The 17,238-nt window shown below is 39.5% G+C and carries 18 protein-coding genes; 1 reads left to right on the top strand and 17 read right to left on the bottom strand.

From position 1 onward, the window contains the following. The first annotated feature begins 10 nt into the window (after positions 1-10). Positions 11-1,291 carry an OFA family MFS transporter gene (locus FNH22_RS28545; RefSeq protein WP_143401941.1) on the top strand — a complete coding sequence of 427 codons (1,281 nt, stop codon included), beginning with the start codon at positions 11-13 and terminating at the stop codon, positions 1,289-1,291. 144 nt (positions 1,292-1,435) lie between these two features. Here the strand turns inward: FNH22_RS28545 and FNH22_RS28540 are convergent, their stop codons facing one another. The 17 genes from FNH22_RS28540 to FNH22_RS28460 form a co-directional block, all read right to left on the bottom strand. Continuing rightward, positions 1,436-1,786 (bottom strand): DUF1801 domain-containing protein, encoded by a 351-nt coding sequence (locus FNH22_RS28540; protein ID WP_143401940.1) that lies wholly within the window; start codon positions 1,784-1,786, stop codon positions 1,436-1,438. 18 nt (positions 1,787-1,804) lie between these two features. Continuing rightward, positions 1,805-2,341: a DUF4199 domain-containing protein gene (locus tag FNH22_RS28535; RefSeq protein WP_143401939.1), complete on the bottom strand. Its 537-nt coding sequence runs from the start codon at positions 2,339-2,341 to the stop codon at positions 1,805-1,807. A gap of 110 nt (positions 2,342-2,451) precedes the next feature. Next, complete coding sequence (locus FNH22_RS28530; RefSeq protein WP_143401938.1) at positions 2,452-2,865, bottom strand: LuxR C-terminal-related transcriptional regulator; 414 nt, start codon at positions 2,863-2,865, stop codon at positions 2,452-2,454. Between the two features lie 219 nt (positions 2,866-3,084). Beyond that, positions 3,085-4,662 carry a glycoside hydrolase family 28 protein gene (locus FNH22_RS28525; RefSeq protein WP_143401937.1) on the bottom strand — a complete coding sequence of 526 codons (1,578 nt, stop codon included), beginning with the start codon at positions 4,660-4,662 and terminating at the stop codon, positions 3,085-3,087. Between the two features lie 272 nt (positions 4,663-4,934). Beyond that, entirely contained in the window at positions 4,935-6,875 is a 1,941-nt protein-coding gene (locus FNH22_RS28520) for a carboxypeptidase-like regulatory domain-containing protein (RefSeq protein ID WP_143401936.1), read from the bottom strand. Between the two features lie 279 nt (positions 6,876-7,154). Beyond that, a complete protein-coding gene (locus tag FNH22_RS28515) occupies positions 7,155-7,964 on the bottom strand; it encodes an SDR family oxidoreductase (RefSeq protein WP_143401935.1) in 810 nt (269 codons plus the stop codon). 25 nt (positions 7,965-7,989) lie between these two features. Continuing rightward, positions 7,990-8,550 carry an SRPBCC domain-containing protein gene (locus tag FNH22_RS28510; RefSeq protein ID WP_143401934.1) on the bottom strand — a complete coding sequence of 187 codons (561 nt, stop codon included), beginning with the start codon at positions 8,548-8,550 and terminating at the stop codon, positions 7,990-7,992. 63 nt (positions 8,551-8,613) lie between these two features. Further along, positions 8,614-9,192 carry a Crp/Fnr family transcriptional regulator gene (locus FNH22_RS28505; protein ID WP_143401933.1) on the bottom strand — a complete coding sequence of 193 codons (579 nt, stop codon included), beginning with the start codon at positions 9,190-9,192 and terminating at the stop codon, positions 8,614-8,616. A 326-nt stretch (positions 9,193-9,518) separates the two neighbouring features. Then, a complete protein-coding gene (locus tag FNH22_RS28500; RefSeq protein WP_143401932.1) occupies positions 9,519-9,983 on the bottom strand; it encodes an SRPBCC domain-containing protein in 465 nt (154 codons plus the stop codon). Then, positions 9,967-10,305 carry a helix-turn-helix transcriptional regulator gene (locus tag FNH22_RS28495; RefSeq protein WP_143401931.1) on the bottom strand — a complete coding sequence of 113 codons (339 nt, stop codon included), beginning with the start codon at positions 10,303-10,305 and terminating at the stop codon, positions 9,967-9,969. Before FNH22_RS28495 ends, FNH22_RS28500 begins: the two co-directional genes overlap by 17 nt. Positions 10,306-10,498: 193 nt before the next feature. After that, positions 10,499-11,500, bottom strand: coding sequence for an NAD(P)-dependent alcohol dehydrogenase (locus tag FNH22_RS28490; RefSeq protein WP_255518180.1), 1,002 nt, complete (start codon positions 11,498-11,500; stop codon positions 10,499-10,501). A gap of 384 nt (positions 11,501-11,884) precedes the next feature. Continuing rightward, complete coding sequence (locus FNH22_RS28485; RefSeq protein ID WP_143401930.1) at positions 11,885-12,190, bottom strand: helix-turn-helix domain-containing protein; 306 nt, start codon at positions 12,188-12,190, stop codon at positions 11,885-11,887. Then, entirely contained in the window at positions 12,171-12,515 is a 345-nt protein-coding gene (locus FNH22_RS28480) for a type II toxin-antitoxin system RelE/ParE family toxin (RefSeq protein WP_221420372.1), read from the bottom strand. Before FNH22_RS28480 ends, FNH22_RS28485 begins: the two co-directional genes overlap by 20 nt. A 639-nt stretch (positions 12,516-13,154) precedes the next feature. Continuing rightward, positions 13,155-14,222, bottom strand: a complete 1,068-nt coding sequence (locus tag FNH22_RS28475; protein WP_143401928.1) for a hypothetical protein — start codon at positions 14,220-14,222, stop codon at positions 13,155-13,157. Between the two features lie 10 nt (positions 14,223-14,232). Continuing rightward, positions 14,233-14,610, bottom strand: a complete 378-nt coding sequence (locus FNH22_RS28470; protein WP_143401927.1) for a lipocalin family protein — start codon at positions 14,608-14,610, stop codon at positions 14,233-14,235. Between the two features lie 8 nt (positions 14,611-14,618). Continuing rightward, positions 14,619-15,788, bottom strand: a complete 1,170-nt coding sequence (locus FNH22_RS28465) for an FAD-dependent oxidoreductase (protein WP_143401926.1) — start codon at positions 15,786-15,788, stop codon at positions 14,619-14,621. A 438-nt stretch (positions 15,789-16,226) separates the two neighbouring features. Next, on the bottom strand, positions 16,227-16,817 hold the full coding sequence (locus FNH22_RS28460) for an FMN-dependent NADH-azoreductase (RefSeq protein ID WP_185154469.1): 591 nt from the start codon (positions 16,815-16,817) through the stop codon (positions 16,227-16,229). Positions 16,818-17,238 lie beyond the last annotated feature (421 nt).

Genomic DNA, 17,238 nt, shown 5'->3' with positions numbered 1-17,238 from the left:
GAAATAAACTATGGAAAAAATTAAAAACAGATGGTTAATTGCTGCTTCAGCGGTGGGTATTCATGTGTCAATTGGAGCTGTATACGCATATAGTGTATTAAAAAAACCATTATTGGAAAGTGTCGGATGGGAATTCAAGCAAACCGCCTGGGCTTTTAGTATAGCCATTCTTTTTCTGGGATCGTCCGCCGCATTTTTGGGTCGAAAAGTAGAGAGAATGGGCCCCAGGAAAAGTGGTATGCTCTCAGCATCTTTCTATGGAGCAGGTTTGATCCTGGCGGGACTGGCCATTAGTCTTAAGAGCATCTATTTGTTTTATCTAGGATATGGCGTTATCAGTGGTATTGGGTTAGGAGTGGGGTATATTTGCCCAGTCTCCACATTGGTGAAATGGTTTCCGGATCGAAGAGGGCTGGCCACCGGATTGGCTATTATGGGGTTTGGCTTTGGCGCGTTGCTGGCCAGTAGTGTTATCCAGTTTCTAATAGGTACTGCAGGTATATCATCCACTTTCTTTATTCTGGGTATCGTTTACTTCATCGTAATGATGAGTTCTGCACAATACTTATCACCACCTCCTGAAGGATGGGTCCCTGAAGGATTTGATGCCAATGCCAAGACAGGTAAAAAGGTCATCAAAGCGGACCTGGCGCAGGTCTCTTCGATAGAAGCATTGAGTACCGTCCGTTTCTATTATTTATGGATCATGTTATTCATCAATATCACTTGTGGAATTGCTGTTATATCAGTGGCCTCACCACTTTCCCAGGAAATAGCCGGGTTGACTCCCGTAGCGGCCGCAGCGATGGTAGGTGCTATGGGGCTTTTCAATGGATTGGGAAGAATTGGTTGGGCAAGTTTCTCGGATATTATTGGCAGACCGATGACTTATACGGTGTTTTTTGTTGTGCAGATCATTGCGTTTTTTCTGCTTCCACAAACTACTAACGCCATCATGTTTCAGGGTATCATATTTCTGATCCTTACTTGTTACGGGGGTGGATTTGCTTCTATCCCGGCGTATATTGGAGATGTATTTGGTACCAAGAACCTGTCAGCGATCCACGGCAATATTTTAACAGCTTGGGCAGCAGCAGGTCTGGTTGGGCCACAACTGGCAGCCTATGTGAGGCAGACCACAGGTAGTTACCAGCAAACGCTCTATATATTTGCCGGATTGTTCGTTATAGCGCTTGTGGTCTCTATAGTCATCCAATTTAATATCCGCGCACTGAGGAATAAAAAAGAAAAGTCGGTTTCATCCGGTTCTCAAATGGCTATGGCGCAATAAAATGTTTGATTACAGGGGATGTGCACCGGGACAGGTTTTCCTTACGTAAGCCGGTCAACTGTTCTCCCGAAGAAAATAAAGAGTTTAGATAAAAGGTGAGAGGTTGTGGGCGTAAGTCATTAGTTACCAGTGAGAAAGAGGATGTTAGTTGCCGGATTGTTTTGCTGCCTGATGGAGCATAGTTGAAAACAGTTCAGCTTTAATATCCTCTTTCTTTGAAATTTTAATATGTCTCATTTGTTTTCCTGTTCCTTCCAACAGGCGCTTCGGGTCATCCACTTTTTTGAAGTTAAAAAAACCGAGGGTCACATAATTTTTGGCAGTTTGTAAGTAGCTAAAATCTTTTTGCGTGCCATAAACAGGTCTGTTCCATTTGAATTGTTCTTTGGCTTCAGGAACAGCCTGGGCTATTAGATTACGTAATAATTTCAGTATTTCCCGTTGTTCTTCACCGGCTTTTTCTATGAAATGGGTTGCCTCTTTATCTTGATTCATTTTATTCTTTTTTACATTTCAATGATCTCTTTTTGTTCTTAAGAACAAACCCATTACTAGGGAAAAGGCTATGCCTGTTATCAGGTTCCCCACAAATGAAAATTTTGCCTGGATACCAGTGCTATAGTATTGGGTCTGTTCTGCTACCTTTCCATTGATTTCTTCCGGACTCAATGGTGAGTTACTTAACCTGGCTGTGATTACTTCAGCCATTTCCTGGTTGTATTTCGGATAGATCAGCTCGTAAAATATAATAGTAAAAATCACTCCAAAAATGGCAGTCGATAAACTGGTGTAAAAACCTGTTTTCAGTGCCTCTAAAAAGGTTAAAGTGTCTCCATTGAGCTTTTTGATTTTTTTCATGCTGATAAATAACCCGACTAAAAGAAATACATATAGCGAAATAAACAATAGGGTGCCGCCATACATTAAGTTATCATTTTTAATAGACTCAGGTCCTACTAAGTTCAATGCTAATAATATAAGCATTAATATACTTCCGGCAAGCGCGATAAAGGCTCCTGATAAGATGGGGGATAGGACTTTTTGTTTCATTGCTATTCAAGTTTTATTTACACTGTAAATGTTTACTTTTCTTCAGCAAGAACTACAAAATATAGGGGTGGAAAAAAGGGTGGAATTTCAATAGGAATACTTGTTATCAGTTATTTCCGCTTCGTTATTTTGATTAATTCTTTTCGATCTTTCACTTCTGTTTTTTTGTAGATATTATTTATATGAGATTTTACGGTCGACAATTCAACAAAAAGTTGATTAGCAATCTCTTGATTCCTTTTACCTTGTATGATCAATTCAACAATTTCCGTCTCTCTTACGGTTAATGGATCATTTTCCTGGTCTGTCCACTTTTCAGGTGGTTGAGATCGCCCCAGAATAATGCCAAAAGAGAGGACAAGTGCCAGGAAAGGCATTAGAAGTAAGGAATTAATATAGTTAACCTGAACGAATCCGTAATAGGTTGAAAAATAAAAGACATTAAAAATTAACACACTAACTACTATCAAAGCGATTAATCCGGTCAACAAAACTTGGTACGAAATGTTTTTTGTTGAGGTCATCGTAGTTTTGTTTTTGTTTCTATCGAAGACATTTGCGATGTTTTCCCATGTGCCTGGCTAATGTCCTTCAGAATTGCATACAAGGTAGTACATAACGCTTTCTGAATTTATCTTTAGAAACTGAATTTAACATTTTTTCGCCATTATTTATACACAGCGTTAGGTACCGGTATCATTGTAACCTAAAACGATACTGTATATAACGGGGCTATAAGAGCCTTAAAGTTCTTTTACATATTTCCTGGCTTCATTGTCGATCCGTGCATTTTTAATTTCCTTTAATATAACTGGATGTATTACATTGTCTGGTAAACTTAATTGCTCAATCGTAAGGTCTTTAACATCATCAAAAACAAAAGCAGGCCTGAAGTCTGTATCCTGAAGGTTTAATTTCACATTTTTTAATGAGATCCCTTTAACATGACGGATGAAAAAGCCCCATGAAGGTAATTCTCCAAACATGGTGTATTCAGGGTAGCTTTCTATTTTTTCGGGTACATCATCTAGCCGCCAAAGAGGTATATAAGCCATTCCTTTTGATGCACGCCCCGGATAGGTGATCTCTATGTTTTCCAATGAGATGCCTTTGACATCAGATCCGGGTATCCCTGCTATCGAGGCAGGGAACTGATTATGAAAATAACAAACTTCCGGTCCTCTTAGATCGTAATCGATGTCTGGCCGTCCGAATGGAATTTGGGCTTTTATGTTCTTAAAAGAAAGCCCTTTAATGGTGCCGGGCGTATCGCCGCTTCTATGCCCTAGTCTTACAAAAATGGCATTACCCGTATTTTCTGCATAGATATTTGAGACAGCAACATTTTCAATAAACCCTCCATCCACGGTTTCGATAGCTATGGCAGAACGAAAAGTATCAAAAACGCTTATGCTATCGATAACAATGTCTTTGAATCCACCTACTGAAGCAGTGCCAAACTTTACTGCGCTTGCACTACTTCGAATCGTACAATTTGAAATCCGGACATCATCATTAAATCTGCCGGGATAATAAGACTTCAGGGTGATTCCATCATCGGCAGAATTGATGTCACAATTACTTATTTTGACATGTTTACTGTCTGTAATATTTAGTCCGTCATTATTCCAATAAGCACGGCTTTTAACCACAATATTTTTAACAGTGACATTTTCACACAATTCATACGTCTGAACCCAATTAGATGAGTTTTTAATGGTGATACCAGAAACAATCACATTTTTACATTCCCAAAAGTTTATAATTTTTGGTCGCATGAGCTCGCTTGGCCTGGTGCCATAATTTGGATCAATCACGATACCGGTATGGTGCAGGCTATCGATGTTTAACGCCAGTTGTCTTCCCTGGCCATCAATTGTACCTTTCCCGGTAATGGAAATGTTGTTTGCATTGTAGGCGACCAGTAAAGCTAGTTTTGAGTTATCATCGGTTTTAGGGGAGGTTAGCGCGTTTTTGATCTCCAATCTCCTATAATGCCCCGGATGGGTGCTCCCAAGCAAAACGGAGCCTTTTTCAAACAATAGTCTCACATCGCTTTTTAGTACAAGACTTCCCGATAAAAATTTTCCTTCGGTAAACACAACAATGCCGCCTTTCAGTTTGTGAGCTGCATCAATGGCATTTTGTATTGCTTCTGTATTCAAGGTTTTACCATCTGCGACAGCCCCAAAGTCTGTTACAAAATGTTTCGGTAATTCCGAGGCAGAAGTGTTACAAAAACAGATTAAAAAGATTATACTAAATAATAAGTAGTTTTTGCTTAATGAGAGTGGTCTACAGGTGGCTTGATATTCGGACATGATTACTTTGTAAGAATAATTGCTCTAAGCTAAGTTATACTGCTCATTTTACTTGCTTATAACGTCTTTATGAGAAAATATAGGGCACAAAGCTTTATTTTCTTACTTAACAATAAACCTGATCATCTTATAAGTTGAAAGACTCTTTCCCTTTCCTATTTTGGTGTAAATATACTAACTATTGATCAGGGTACTATCAGAATTTGCTGCTCTTCATCTGATGATCAGTATACCTATACCAGCAATATTGATAAAACCCCCTGACTTATATCTCAATATTTCACATCAATATTAAACCCTACCCCCAGGCTGCTATGCTTTTTATATTTTGACTGACTGGACGCTTTGTAAATTGTGCCATTTGATAGTAAAGCCAGGGAAAAATAGATTGCCTCTCCCTTATCATTTTGTCCTTCATTGTCCACCCATTCAAGGGTTACAAACACGTCTTCGGTGAGAATGATGTTGTACTTTCCTAAGTCTATACGTTTAACTCCGGTTTCTTTTGGTTCTAATGGGATCAAAATATTTTCTTTGAGGACATTATATGCGGGCTTACCTTTTTTGATGGTATAGAAATTAAGGCGAAAGATTGATTTCGCACTTAGCCGGTTATATGAAATATTAAAATTAAATGCGTCTACATATGTGGGTTTCTTTTTGATGTTAACTTTTATTCCCATTTCCGCACCCAATTGGTTGTAACCGAAACCTGTACTCAAAAATTTTGAAACGGTTTTATTTCCCAGGGTTTTTTCTTTGTAGGCTTTTGCGGTTATTACTACTTCTTTTAACTCATCTATCTTTTCTTCCAGTTCGATTTGACAATATTCATTATGACCGACCTTTTCTCCGGCAACAAACACAATAGGCTGATATCCTATCATAGAAACCCTGATTGTATCTTTGAGCATGTCATCTTCTAACCTGAGTATAAATTCACCACTTGTATCGGTAACAGTCCCGACCTCCTTATTCAAGATACCTATGTTTACGTATGGCAGTGGTGCTTTTGATTTTGAATCTATGATTATACCTGAAATCCCCATATGGGAGTTCTCAGGTTTTTTCTTGTTAAAGATTTGGTCCGTTGTGTTATCCAGTGTTATCAGATAATCAAAGTATTCATTGAAACCGCTTTTATCCTTGAAATATTTATTAAAGAAAAGAACGGTAGCCTCAGAAAGTGCAGAATACGTACGGACAGAATTTTCAGATACATTCAAAATAGAGGGGATGCACAGGAAGTCAACATGCTTACTGTCTTTATACCGTAGGTAATACTTTTCAGCATTTAGTTTTTCAAAATAATTATAGGATGCAGAAGGCGTGTATTCATCCAATTTATCACCACTTTCCAGGTACATGTATTTGAGAGTTTGTGCAGCAGGGTTTAATAGGTTTTTGTCATGAATGTCTTTTAAAAAGTGATCATTTTCGGCTTCGCCAGGTTCACCAAAGTAAGTGGTCTCTGTTCCGTCAAATGAAACCATAGCGGAAATGTTGGGATTTCTATCTGCTAATACTCCTCCGCTCATACCGCCCCAGCTGCACCCAAGTACTCCTACCTTTGTAAAATCTATGTTAAATTCCGGCCTTTCCCGAAGGTATTTCATGGCGAATTCTGCGTCATATACCTGTTCCATCATATCGGTCATTTCATTGGTCATATTTCCGGGATACCGTCCTACGGACCATATGGAAACCACGACAAACCCATTTTGGGCCAGTTTTTCCAGGACCTTGTAGTTTTCAAATCCCATCCCATTAAATCCAGCCATGTAAATAATGAGCGGATGCTTTTCCTTTGATTTTCCCAGGTCAGCATAGGTCTCCGTTTTTATGTTCAGCAGGGTTTCGCTATTGCCTTCTATCCCCAATTCTGCCACAAAGAATTGGGCCATTTCATTGGTAAAACCGGTATAATCTTCACCATCCTGATATCTTACGGCACGATCTTCAAGTAGCTGGAATAGATCTTTAAAAACCAACGGCTGACCTGTCACCTTATAGGAAGGATACCATATATCCAGATCAACGGGTCTGTAATGCAAACTGTCATCAGCCCTTGTATTCGGCTTGTAAGTTCTGCTTTCATCTATTAATCGATGAATGGTAAATCCTGCCGTATAGGCTTTAGTACCAGCCTGGGATAATACTATTTTTGGGAAGCATAGCGCCAATAAGAGGAAAAGACAATTGTTGGTGGGCATTAATATAGGGTGTGGTCTGCTGATATGAGAATTCTATTTTTTAAAAAACGTTTGATTGAGCTATAACGTCTGACTGTGATGAATCCGTATTGGAAAATTCCCATTTTTCAAATCTACAATATATTTTAAATTCATTACTGTTGCTGAAATTTCCAAATACCTATCATTCCATAGCTGGACAGGCCTGACATTTCATTTGTTTATATAAAGGCTTCGATTTTGAGTTCTGGTCGCTGTCAGACTTGAGGCCATGGTAGACAATTTGAGTAGGAAAGTGTTTCAATCCCCCTGATGTGCTGTCATTCCACCCATCACCATTTTCATAATCCTCACTTTACCCCATCTTGGAACTGTTCTGAGAGCATATACAAGTATTTTAGTCAGCCTTCCCGGCAAAACGGTAGTTTGTCTGCCGAGTGCTTTTAAAATAGGTATACCAATGTCTTCCGGCCTTAACACATTACCCATTTTCATATTTGCCCTGGATGAAAATCCACTATTGACCGGACCTGGCGCTGCTGCAAGCACGCTTACACCATGTGGTTTTAGTTCATGATAAAGACCTTCTGCCAAAGATTGTACATAAGCCTTCGTTGCTGCATAATTTGCGGAAAATGGGACACCTTGAAAGGCCACAATAGAACTCATTAAGATAATACCTCCTCGTTTCTTATTCGAAAACGTTTGGGCAAAGTAATGGGTCAATGCCAGTAGAGATGAACAGTTGACATCCAACATATTCACTTCTTCGTGCATAGAGTTTTTTAAGAAGGGGCCTGAGGTTCCAAATCCAGCCGATGCCACAAATAATCCGATCTCCCTGTTCGCAATTGCCTCAATCACTTTTTGCACTCCCCCGTCGGAAAGATCAGCTGAAACAACTTGAACTTCAACGGAATGTTTTTCTGTAATTTCCGATTTCAACCTTTCTAACTTTTCCTTGTTTCGAGCTACAATTACTGTGTTCATACCTATTTGTGCAATTTGAAGACTTAATTCTCTTCCAATTCCAGAAGATGCTCCTGTTACCACAGCCCAGGGGCCATATTTATCTTTGAACAGGTCTTTTTGTTTTTTTGAAAATTTCATAGCCTTTTTCTGTCCGTTTACTGATTCACAACTCAGCTTTCTTTTTCAGTCCTTCTAACCATTCATCGTGCAACCTTCTTAGTTTGTTAGGGACAAAAATGGTTTGAAGTTTAGCAAGTTTACCATACTGAGATTCATCCGTGATTACGCTGCATCCGTTTTCGGTTGGAATAATCAGCCAGGCATGATAGGCGTTAAGCTCTTCATGGATCGTTTCCCAGGCCAGTCTTTCATAAGGTTTGAACTCCCTGATAATACCATTGAAATCTCTATTCATGGTATTAAACGTAAGTTTTGAATTGGATTTGATAGCGCCTTCAAAGCCATTGAGTACTTTAACTTCATGCATACCCTGATACCAATCCGGCCAGGCCTCGGCCTGTATTAAAATGTTCCAAACAGTCTGAGGTGAGGCATTTATGTCAATTCGATTGTGAATGTAAAATACGGTTTTATCGAGCTCGTAAGCCGGAGGCCAATCAATTTGATCATTGTAGGGCTTTCCATTGTCAACTGATTTTTTCAGAGAGTAACAGCCACATAACGAAACGGACATAACTACTGAAAACAGGATCGATCTTACCATAGCATAACATTTAATCTTTGGCAAAGATCAGCTGCACGGAGCTACAAAAACGATAACATATGTTTATGATTTGGACCGGTCAGACTTTTTTAACCGGCTAAGATGAATGGGGGTTATCCCCAGGTAGGAGGCAATCATATGTTGGGGTACTCGGTTATGGATATTCGGAAATACTTCTGTAATGGAGTCGTATCGTTCCTTTGGCGTTCTAATGAATTGGTTTTTGATCCGGTTGTCCTGGTAGATAAAATAAAATTCTGCGATCAATCGGCCTAGTTTGTTGCCTTCCTTCATATGCGTGTAGCCCCAATCGATAGATGATCTTGGTAAAATAATGGCATGAGTGTCTTCCAGGACTTCCAGTGAATAAATTGAAAGCTCTTTTCGTATGAATGCGGAATAATCACAAATAAATTCATTTTCAAGTGCCAGGTGAATGGTATGCTCCGTTCCGTTTTGATCCGTTAAGCATACTCTAACCAGCCCGGATTCAATAAAAAAGACCTCATTCGGAAGGGAACCAGGATAGCTCAGTATTTCTTTTTTCTTAAATTTTTTAGATAGGCAGTTCTTCAGAAAGTTTTCCATCTCACTTTCTGAAATGTTGATCATATGTCTGATTACTTCTTTGAGCTTGTCCAATTTTTAATAGTAATTCTACTGCTTACTGGTAAATAACAATAAAACAGGTGTTCCTTCACTAAAATAATTATTAGCAACCCTTGAAAAGATTTAGCTTCATCATTTATTCGTGGACTAGATGCTTGTAGTTGTTGGCAAATGGATTCCCATCTTTGCTTAACGTTAGTAACAGGTAATCCGGACCAGTCAATGATGGTAAGTTCTATCCCTTTATCAACACTTCGGCAGATACGTATAGCTTGTTTATAAGGGCCGGTTTGTATGGCGTTCTCCTTTCCAGGTTCTTAGGAGGAGCTATTTTACGTGCAGTATTCGCAACAGTCCTTTTATGCTGCCAACGTACTTAAATACCTTTCCATTCCATCAAAAACAGACCCCCAACCATTCATGAAACCCATTTCTTCCTGCTGCCTGCAATACGCTTCTGTAGGATGGATCACCTTAAAAACAAATTCGGTGTTTTCTTGTGCGTCAATGAAGCTGACCACGATGGTGACTCCTTCGGTCATAGGTATAAAATTGGCAGATGTTTCGATAAGCTCGGGCACTTTAATATTGGAATAGATTCCGTGTGAGATAAAATCCTTACCATCCGGCATGGTCATGGAGTACTCCCATTCACCACCCACTGTGAAATTATGTTTCCTGATGGTGGTTTTCATGCCATGCGGTCCCCACCAATGGGCGATGTGTTCCGGTTGGGTCCAGGCTTCCCAAACCAGTTTCCGCGGAGCCTTCAGTGTTCTTTTAATGGTAAGCGTCCGTTTTTCAATGTCATTTGTCTCGTTCATCTGCTTCATTTTTTCGTTTTAATTCATTCAGGTATTCTTCAAAGGAATCCAGTTTTTGCTCCCATAGTTTGCGATGTCGTTCTACCCAGGCAGAAACCCTGCTCAATTCTTCAGGAACTATGATGCAATGGCGTTCTCTTCCTTTGGATATAGTTTTTACCAGACCACACTCACTGAGTATCTTGATATGTTTGGATATGGCAGGTCGGCTTATCTCGAACTTTTCCGCTACGGCATTGACGGTTAAAGAATCCTCTGCCAGCAAATCAATAATGTCCCTCCTTACCGGGTCTGCAATCGCTTGAAAAACGTCTCTTCTCATAAGTTGTGCGGCTTATCGGTTATAAGTATAAGTGTAATCGTTCGGTTACGCAAATATTTTTGGAAAATCTATGGAAATGGCTTGGCTGACCATTGAATTCACCGCTGCTCTGTTGATCATTACTAAAAGCTTGTAGCTGTTCAGTTCTTCACTATGCAGGGTTTGGTGGCTTCGAGTCTCATTTTACAGTGTCTTAGGAGTGCAACAGGGATATCACTACTTTTCCGGTATGTTTCCCATCGCCAAAATACTGAAGTATTTGAGGGACTTCGTCCAACGCATATGGTCCGTCTATCACCGGCTTTACCTTACCTCCCTCGAAAAGCTTACTGACATAGGTGAGGTCTTTGTTGGGTTTTAGGGCTACGATATGCATACTTTTATTACTGAATAAGGAAACCCATCGCTTCAGGAAGAATAATTGCAGAAGATTAGTCAGGTATCCGCCAACGGTAACATATTTACCTTGAGGTTTTAAAGACCTCAAATAGGCGAATGTCTGACGGTTGGTCTTGGCATCCAGGATCAGATCATAGCGCTGCCCATTTTTGGTAAAATCCTCTTTTTTGTAATCAACGATATGATCGAAACCAATGGACTTCATTCGATTGAGCTTATCACCGGTATCCACTCCGGTGACCTCAGCCCCATACAGCCGGGCTATCTGGAAGCCAAAGATACCCATTCCGCCGCCGGCTCCATTAATCAATACCTTTTGCCCTTGCAGGATCTCCCCAACATCGATCAGCCCCTGTACGGCAAGCAGAGAGGCATGAGGAATAGAGGCAGCTTCTTCAAAAGTCATCTTATCAGGTTTAGGGGCAAGTGCTTTCTCATGGATGCAAATGTATTCGGCAAAACTGCCGAAACCGTAGTCAGATATATCTCCATAGACCAGGTCACCCGGCTTAAAAGACGTTGCACCTGCACCAACTGCCTCAACTTTGCCTGCCAGCTCCATACCGGGTATTTGTTTTTTGGGGCTGAACAACCCGAACATCAGGCGGTATAGATAGGGTTTACCTCGTACCATGCTCCAGTCATAGTCATTTATTGCAGTAGCATGTATTTTTACTAGTACCTCATTCTTTTGAGGTACAGGTTTTGCCAGCTCTTTTATCTGAAGCGTGGCCGGAGATCCGTATTTTGTACATACAATGGCTTTCATAAAGATTTCTCCATAACCAGGTCTCATTTTTGACCCGGATGGCTTCCCGTAATCCGGATGATACACATCAATGATCAAGTGAGTTGATTCACTTTACAAATTAAGTGAGAAATAGATTCGTTGGCTTTTTTAATAGGTTCAATGACTTATCTGAGAAGTCCAGCTGTTCATAGTCAATTTGACTGTTTTTTTCTTTTTTCGCGAGAGTTACTTAAGTGACATTAAACCTTTCCAGACATCTATGGGGGTACGTACTTTTGGTCATTTGAAGTTGATTTCTGTTTCGATAGAGTTAGTATGTAGCTGCTTGGGCTAAATAGGGTGCTATTAAAGGTAGCTTGGACAGAATAAAATCATAATCAGAGTGAGACAGGGGCAGGGTGACCTGTGTGCTCGATTATCAGCTTTTTTCTAGAATTTTATTGATAGCTCAATTTGCCCACCTAAGCCAAGCTCTACTATCTTTTTCAGCGTTGAAAGGCGAACCTCTTTAAGGTTATTTTCAATCTTTGAAATATAAGATTTGCTAGTACCTATTTTTTCAGCTAGCTGAGTCTGGGTAAGTCCTTTCTCTAGTCTCGCTTCATGGATTAATGCGCCAAGTTTGAAGTTCTCATACCCCTCTTCCAGATTGTCACGCTTAGATGTTCCGACTTGACCAATATGTTTATCCTTAAATTGATCCAATGTCATAGTGTTATTTTCTTTCTTGCTCATATTCTTTTTTTATTTTCAATGCCTTGTAAATCACATTTTTCGGTGTTTTCTGTGTCTTTTTTTGAAATCCATTCATCAGAACCACCAATTGTCCCATATCAAAGAAACAGAAGATTCTAAATATATTACTTCCTACTTGAACTCTCACTTCATATAGCCCTTCCGCACCTTTCAAGTGTTTTAGATAAGTTTCTGGGATGACCTTAAGTTCTTCTATCAAACTCAACGTCCAAACTATTTTCTTTTGAACCTTTTCTGCTTGTTTTAGATAGAAGGATTCAAAATAGTCTTTGTAGAAAATAACAGTTCTTTGTTTATTACTCACGATTCAAAGGTAATAATTGTTGCACTAAAGTGAAACTTTGGTAGCCATTACAGTCAGAAGTCAGGTATTCGTGTAAATTAGCAAGGACATTTATGTATGACTCAATATATCATACATCCATAGTGTGTTTATAGTTAATCCAGCAAATTCCACTTTGGTGATTAAAACAGTGTAACATTATTATCTCTCATAACTTGATGGAATCTTCGTTCGGACTGCATTTTCTTTGCCTAAAAGCATAATTAGGTGTCATTAGATTTTTCCGGATTGATGACCTATCGATGATCAGATTCTTGACTTACTTTCTAAATACGCTATAGTAACACTGAGGATGGTGTAATGCTTTTATCTCTTCAGGTGTTGGTATGACTCTTTCTTGTACTTTTAAAAAGACGTTTGACTGTCAATTTTCATTTCAAGGTTTGTTCGAAACTCTACTACCAATGTGGAAAAGTCTCTTGATAAAACATCCGCCAAAGAGAATGCATATGTATATATAAAATACCTGGATTTTACTTATTTCTGCACCAACTTGCTTTACGCTGTTGTTATCTGCATCGGGTGGGAAAGTGAACCATACATCGGTTTAAAGTAATGGGCCTTTGCTACAGTTGATATCAGTTCTGTTCTGACGTATCGTCAAAAATTAATTCCCAATACAAGCTCTACACCAAAGTCGGTGCTGTAGACTTTAGATGTCTCAAATTGCTGGAAAAAATCTACGCCAAAAACAATACCTTGTTTTTCCCACGGTATGCATCGAATGCCTTGACTTGCCCCTAAGCCGATCACAAAGTTGAATGAGTTATTCTGCTCGAAATCTTCCAATATCTCATATCCTATGGGTATGTTAGCACTTAAAGATCCGTAGATGCCGCGTGCCAACCTTTTGTAAATAAAATACAACTCCGGTCTGAACACAAATGAGTTAACATCTTTAAAGCCATTTTCAGCGGCTATCCCGGGGCGTGCCCAGGTGACCTCAAAAGAGGCTTCATAAGGTTTAATAAGCCCTTTTTTATTGTCCACGAAGCCAGTATAGCTTATTCCGTAACCTTCAAAATACGAACTCCGCATTCCTTTTATGGTTACCAGGTTGAACCATTGGCCCAACTTTGTATCCACTACATAACCCTCTTCAGGCTTTGTAAAATGGTTGGTTGTTTGGTCACTCACTTGATAATTGTTTAAAAAAGCTAACATGCAGTATTCAAGAGCGGCCCTGATCCTTTTCTCGTGTGTTACATACAACCCCTGCTTATCCTCTAGTCCAAAAACCTGGTCCTCATTATGTTTTATACTGAAGACTTCATGAAGTTTTCCTCCATTCTTTTCAAGAAAGACTACATCTATATGTGCTCTGGCAATTCTGGCAATACCATCGTTCATCCTTCTTTTGGATTCCTGGACATTTAGCGCTAAGATCTTAATGTAGATAGGTTTGCTATGTTCTTGATGGGGTAATGAAATAGCATAGAACTGCTTGATCGAACTTGCCGCTCCCTTGTCCAGGTATAATTTCACTTCATTGCCGTTCGGATTTTTATGAGTACCTAAATACTGTTCATCCCGGTCATCCAGGACGTCTGCCACATGAATGCGATGTACGCCTGCATCAAATCCGACAGCCCTTAGTGCGACAGTTTCCTGGGCGTAAACCTTAACTTGCGTTAATAAAAACGCTATAAATAAAAAAAGCGATTTCATTCTCAAATGGTCATTTGCCTGATACGTAATGGACTTCCCAGATCCTGTATTCATCTGTATCATACATCAACACTAAAGACCTTGTGGAAAGGAAGTAGATGTACAACTTTTCTGAGTCGTTACGTTCATATTTCAATTCGAGATAATTACCATTTGTATTCAGCATCCACGTTCCTGAACTCAATTCACCTTCCGTTTTTGCATTGAATGTCATGTTCTTATGGAAGGTGATAAAGTCATCCGTTTCCTTTTTGGGTGGCTGATAATATTCAGTTGCATCGGAATATTTATCCAGATACCACGTTCTGTACAAGTCTTCTTTATCTATTTTTTGTGCGTATAGATTACCAGTGATAAAGAACGAAAAAAGTGCTAAAAAATGCTTCATGTAACTTACTAATTATACTCGTCCAGGATTTCATTAACACTCTGCCTGGCTGATTCTATCGCATTGTGTACATTTCCCCAATCATTACCGGAAGTATAACCATCTCCGGCAAAAAATATCTTATCTGCTACTGACTCCTGAAGTGTGCGAATTATTTTACTGTCTTCATAATCGTTGAGGTAGGCACATTCAATAAAGGGTTCATTTGACCAATTTTGAGTAATGTGTTTGAGATAGTTGGGACTGGCCTGGCCTTCAAAGATCTCATCCAGCTCACTTAACAGGTGATCCTTCAGATCATCTTGATGATATGCTCCGTATTTTTTCGCAGGTTTGCCAACAGCAAATAGCCCCAGCACATTTTTTTTACTGTTCTGCCCGAAAGAGGCGTCATAGTAAGATACCTGCCCATCCGTTTCAGGATGAATGATGAGGTCTGTAAATGCGGGATAAAATTTCTTTTTAAATTCCATAAACACTTTCAAGCCGTCCCACATCGAAGCATTGTTGATCGCATTTAATTTCTTTTTTGATAATGCAGGTGTAAAGCGTATGGTTTCATTCTGAAGCATCGTGATTGGAGCGGTTACAATTATCCGATCTGCTGTGAATTCAGATGTTTGTGTTTTTACTATTACTTTCTTATCAGAATAATTGATTAACCGGACTGCAGTTTGATAGTGAATATGCTGTGTTACCGCAGGGATAATAAATTCTTCGAAAAAATTGAGCCAGGAGCTATTGATAAATTTTCGATAATTGAGTTTGCCAAGGTCTCCTCTAACCAGTTTATCATTATACCAAACCCCATATTCATCGTTTTGTGTGTATCCTACGGTATCAATTTTTTCAACTGCAGTTCTGTTACCAACAATTTGATTAAAAGGAAGGGTATTTGAGGTGACCCACTCCGCACCTAATGGAATAGGGAAGTCTGCAAAGTCATGGTTGGTTTTCATTCTACCACCATAACCGGGAGCTGCTTCAAGGATTTTGAAATCAATTCCCCGTTGCTTCAGTAAATATCCCGCCGATAACCCTGCTGCCCCGGCTCCGATAATGATGACCTTTCCTGAAAAGGTTGATTTTGATGGGGTGCTTCCCGAAGCTAATGCAGTATGAAACGGTAACCCAAGCCCGAACAGTCCGCAAATGTGTATAAATTCCTTTCTTGTCAAAATCTGGTTTGTCTTACTTCTACAAAAATCAGTATGGAAGGTTACATTTTACTAATTGCTATGCCGGACTTGATTATTGGCTTTTTTGACGTCTTTAATTACTAACCCGCAAAGTAAGCTATAACATGAAGCTGATACAATGACCAACCTTGGTCATTTTTGAGTGTATAAGGCAGACCAGTACATCAGGTATTACCTTTATTACATTACAGGCTTGTGGCTCACCCTGATGGTCTTTTGAGTCAAGTGTCCGGTTAATCCTCACGGACGTATAGGGTTAGAGGATGAACGCTATTTGATCAGTTGGCAAGGAGCAGTAGGCAAAAAAATCAGTAGGTTGCTTACTGATTATTGCCTACTGCCAACTTTAATCTTTCAACCGCCATTTGAACATTGCTCGTAATAGTAATGTAGGGATGTCTGTAACACACGGCCGTTTTATTGGAAGATTGACGCTAACTTTTCATTGGCCATCTTTCTTTTTTCTTCATACCTAAATCTATTTTCATCCAGTTCTATAAACTCAATATCCCGTATCCCTAAAAAACCTAAAAAAGTGGAAATATAGCCTTTAGAAAAATCCATCGGACTTCCTAAGGAGACACCTCCGGTAGTTATCGCGATAATGGCTTTTTTATTTTCAACTAATCCGACAGGATAACCCTGTTCACTATATTGAAATGTTTTCCCCGCCCTTGCTACTAAATCAAAATAAGCTTTCAAACACGCCGGTATCCCAAAATTGTACATAGGAGCGCCTATTACTAAAATATCACTCTCCATAAATTCATTTACAAGGTTATCAGACAATTGTATAGCTTTTTGTTGCTCTTCATTCAACTCTCCCTGATGAAAAATAGCATCTACGAACGTATCATCAGGAAAGGGTAAGTTATCGTAGGCTACATCTCTATCCGTTACCTTCGCGTTGGGGTATTTGGCCAGTATTTCTGAAATAATGGCCTCTACCTCATTTCGACTAATGGAGGTTCCTTTTGCTGCACTGGAGTTAATTTTTAATACTTTCATTTCACCAAGTTTTAAGATTTACCTTAATGACGATTGATATTTTAAAATGAGGACCGGTTTTGTTTCATATTTTCGGTACTAACTGGTTGCAGCATTATCGAGTTGGCACTGTATCCAAGGGCTGTTGTGTATGGCTGTGTTTAGTGCAGAAAAGCCGTGGTAATCTCCTTAGAATGGAGAAACTGCTGCACCCGTCAAAATTCCTTACGGTTGTAATCCTATTCCTAAACCTGCACACGTAATGCTATCGCTATATGTACGCCAGGTGAGAGTTGCAGTCGAGCAGGCTCTGGAGCGCATTTAGCAAAGCGTAATGCGTTCCTATTTTCTTTCTAAGCCCCAACATGTAGCATTTATAATGCGGATATTTTCGGCAAACTCATTTTGATCAAGAATCTCAAGAACCACTTATGAGTTTCAC

This window comes from Fulvivirga sp. M361, from assembly GCF_007097395.1.
GTDB lineage: Bacteria > Bacteroidota > Bacteroidia > Cytophagales > Cyclobacteriaceae > Fulvivirga.
The sequence above is the reverse complement of the archived record's forward strand: the minus strand, read 5'-3'. Positions and strand labels throughout refer to the sequence as shown.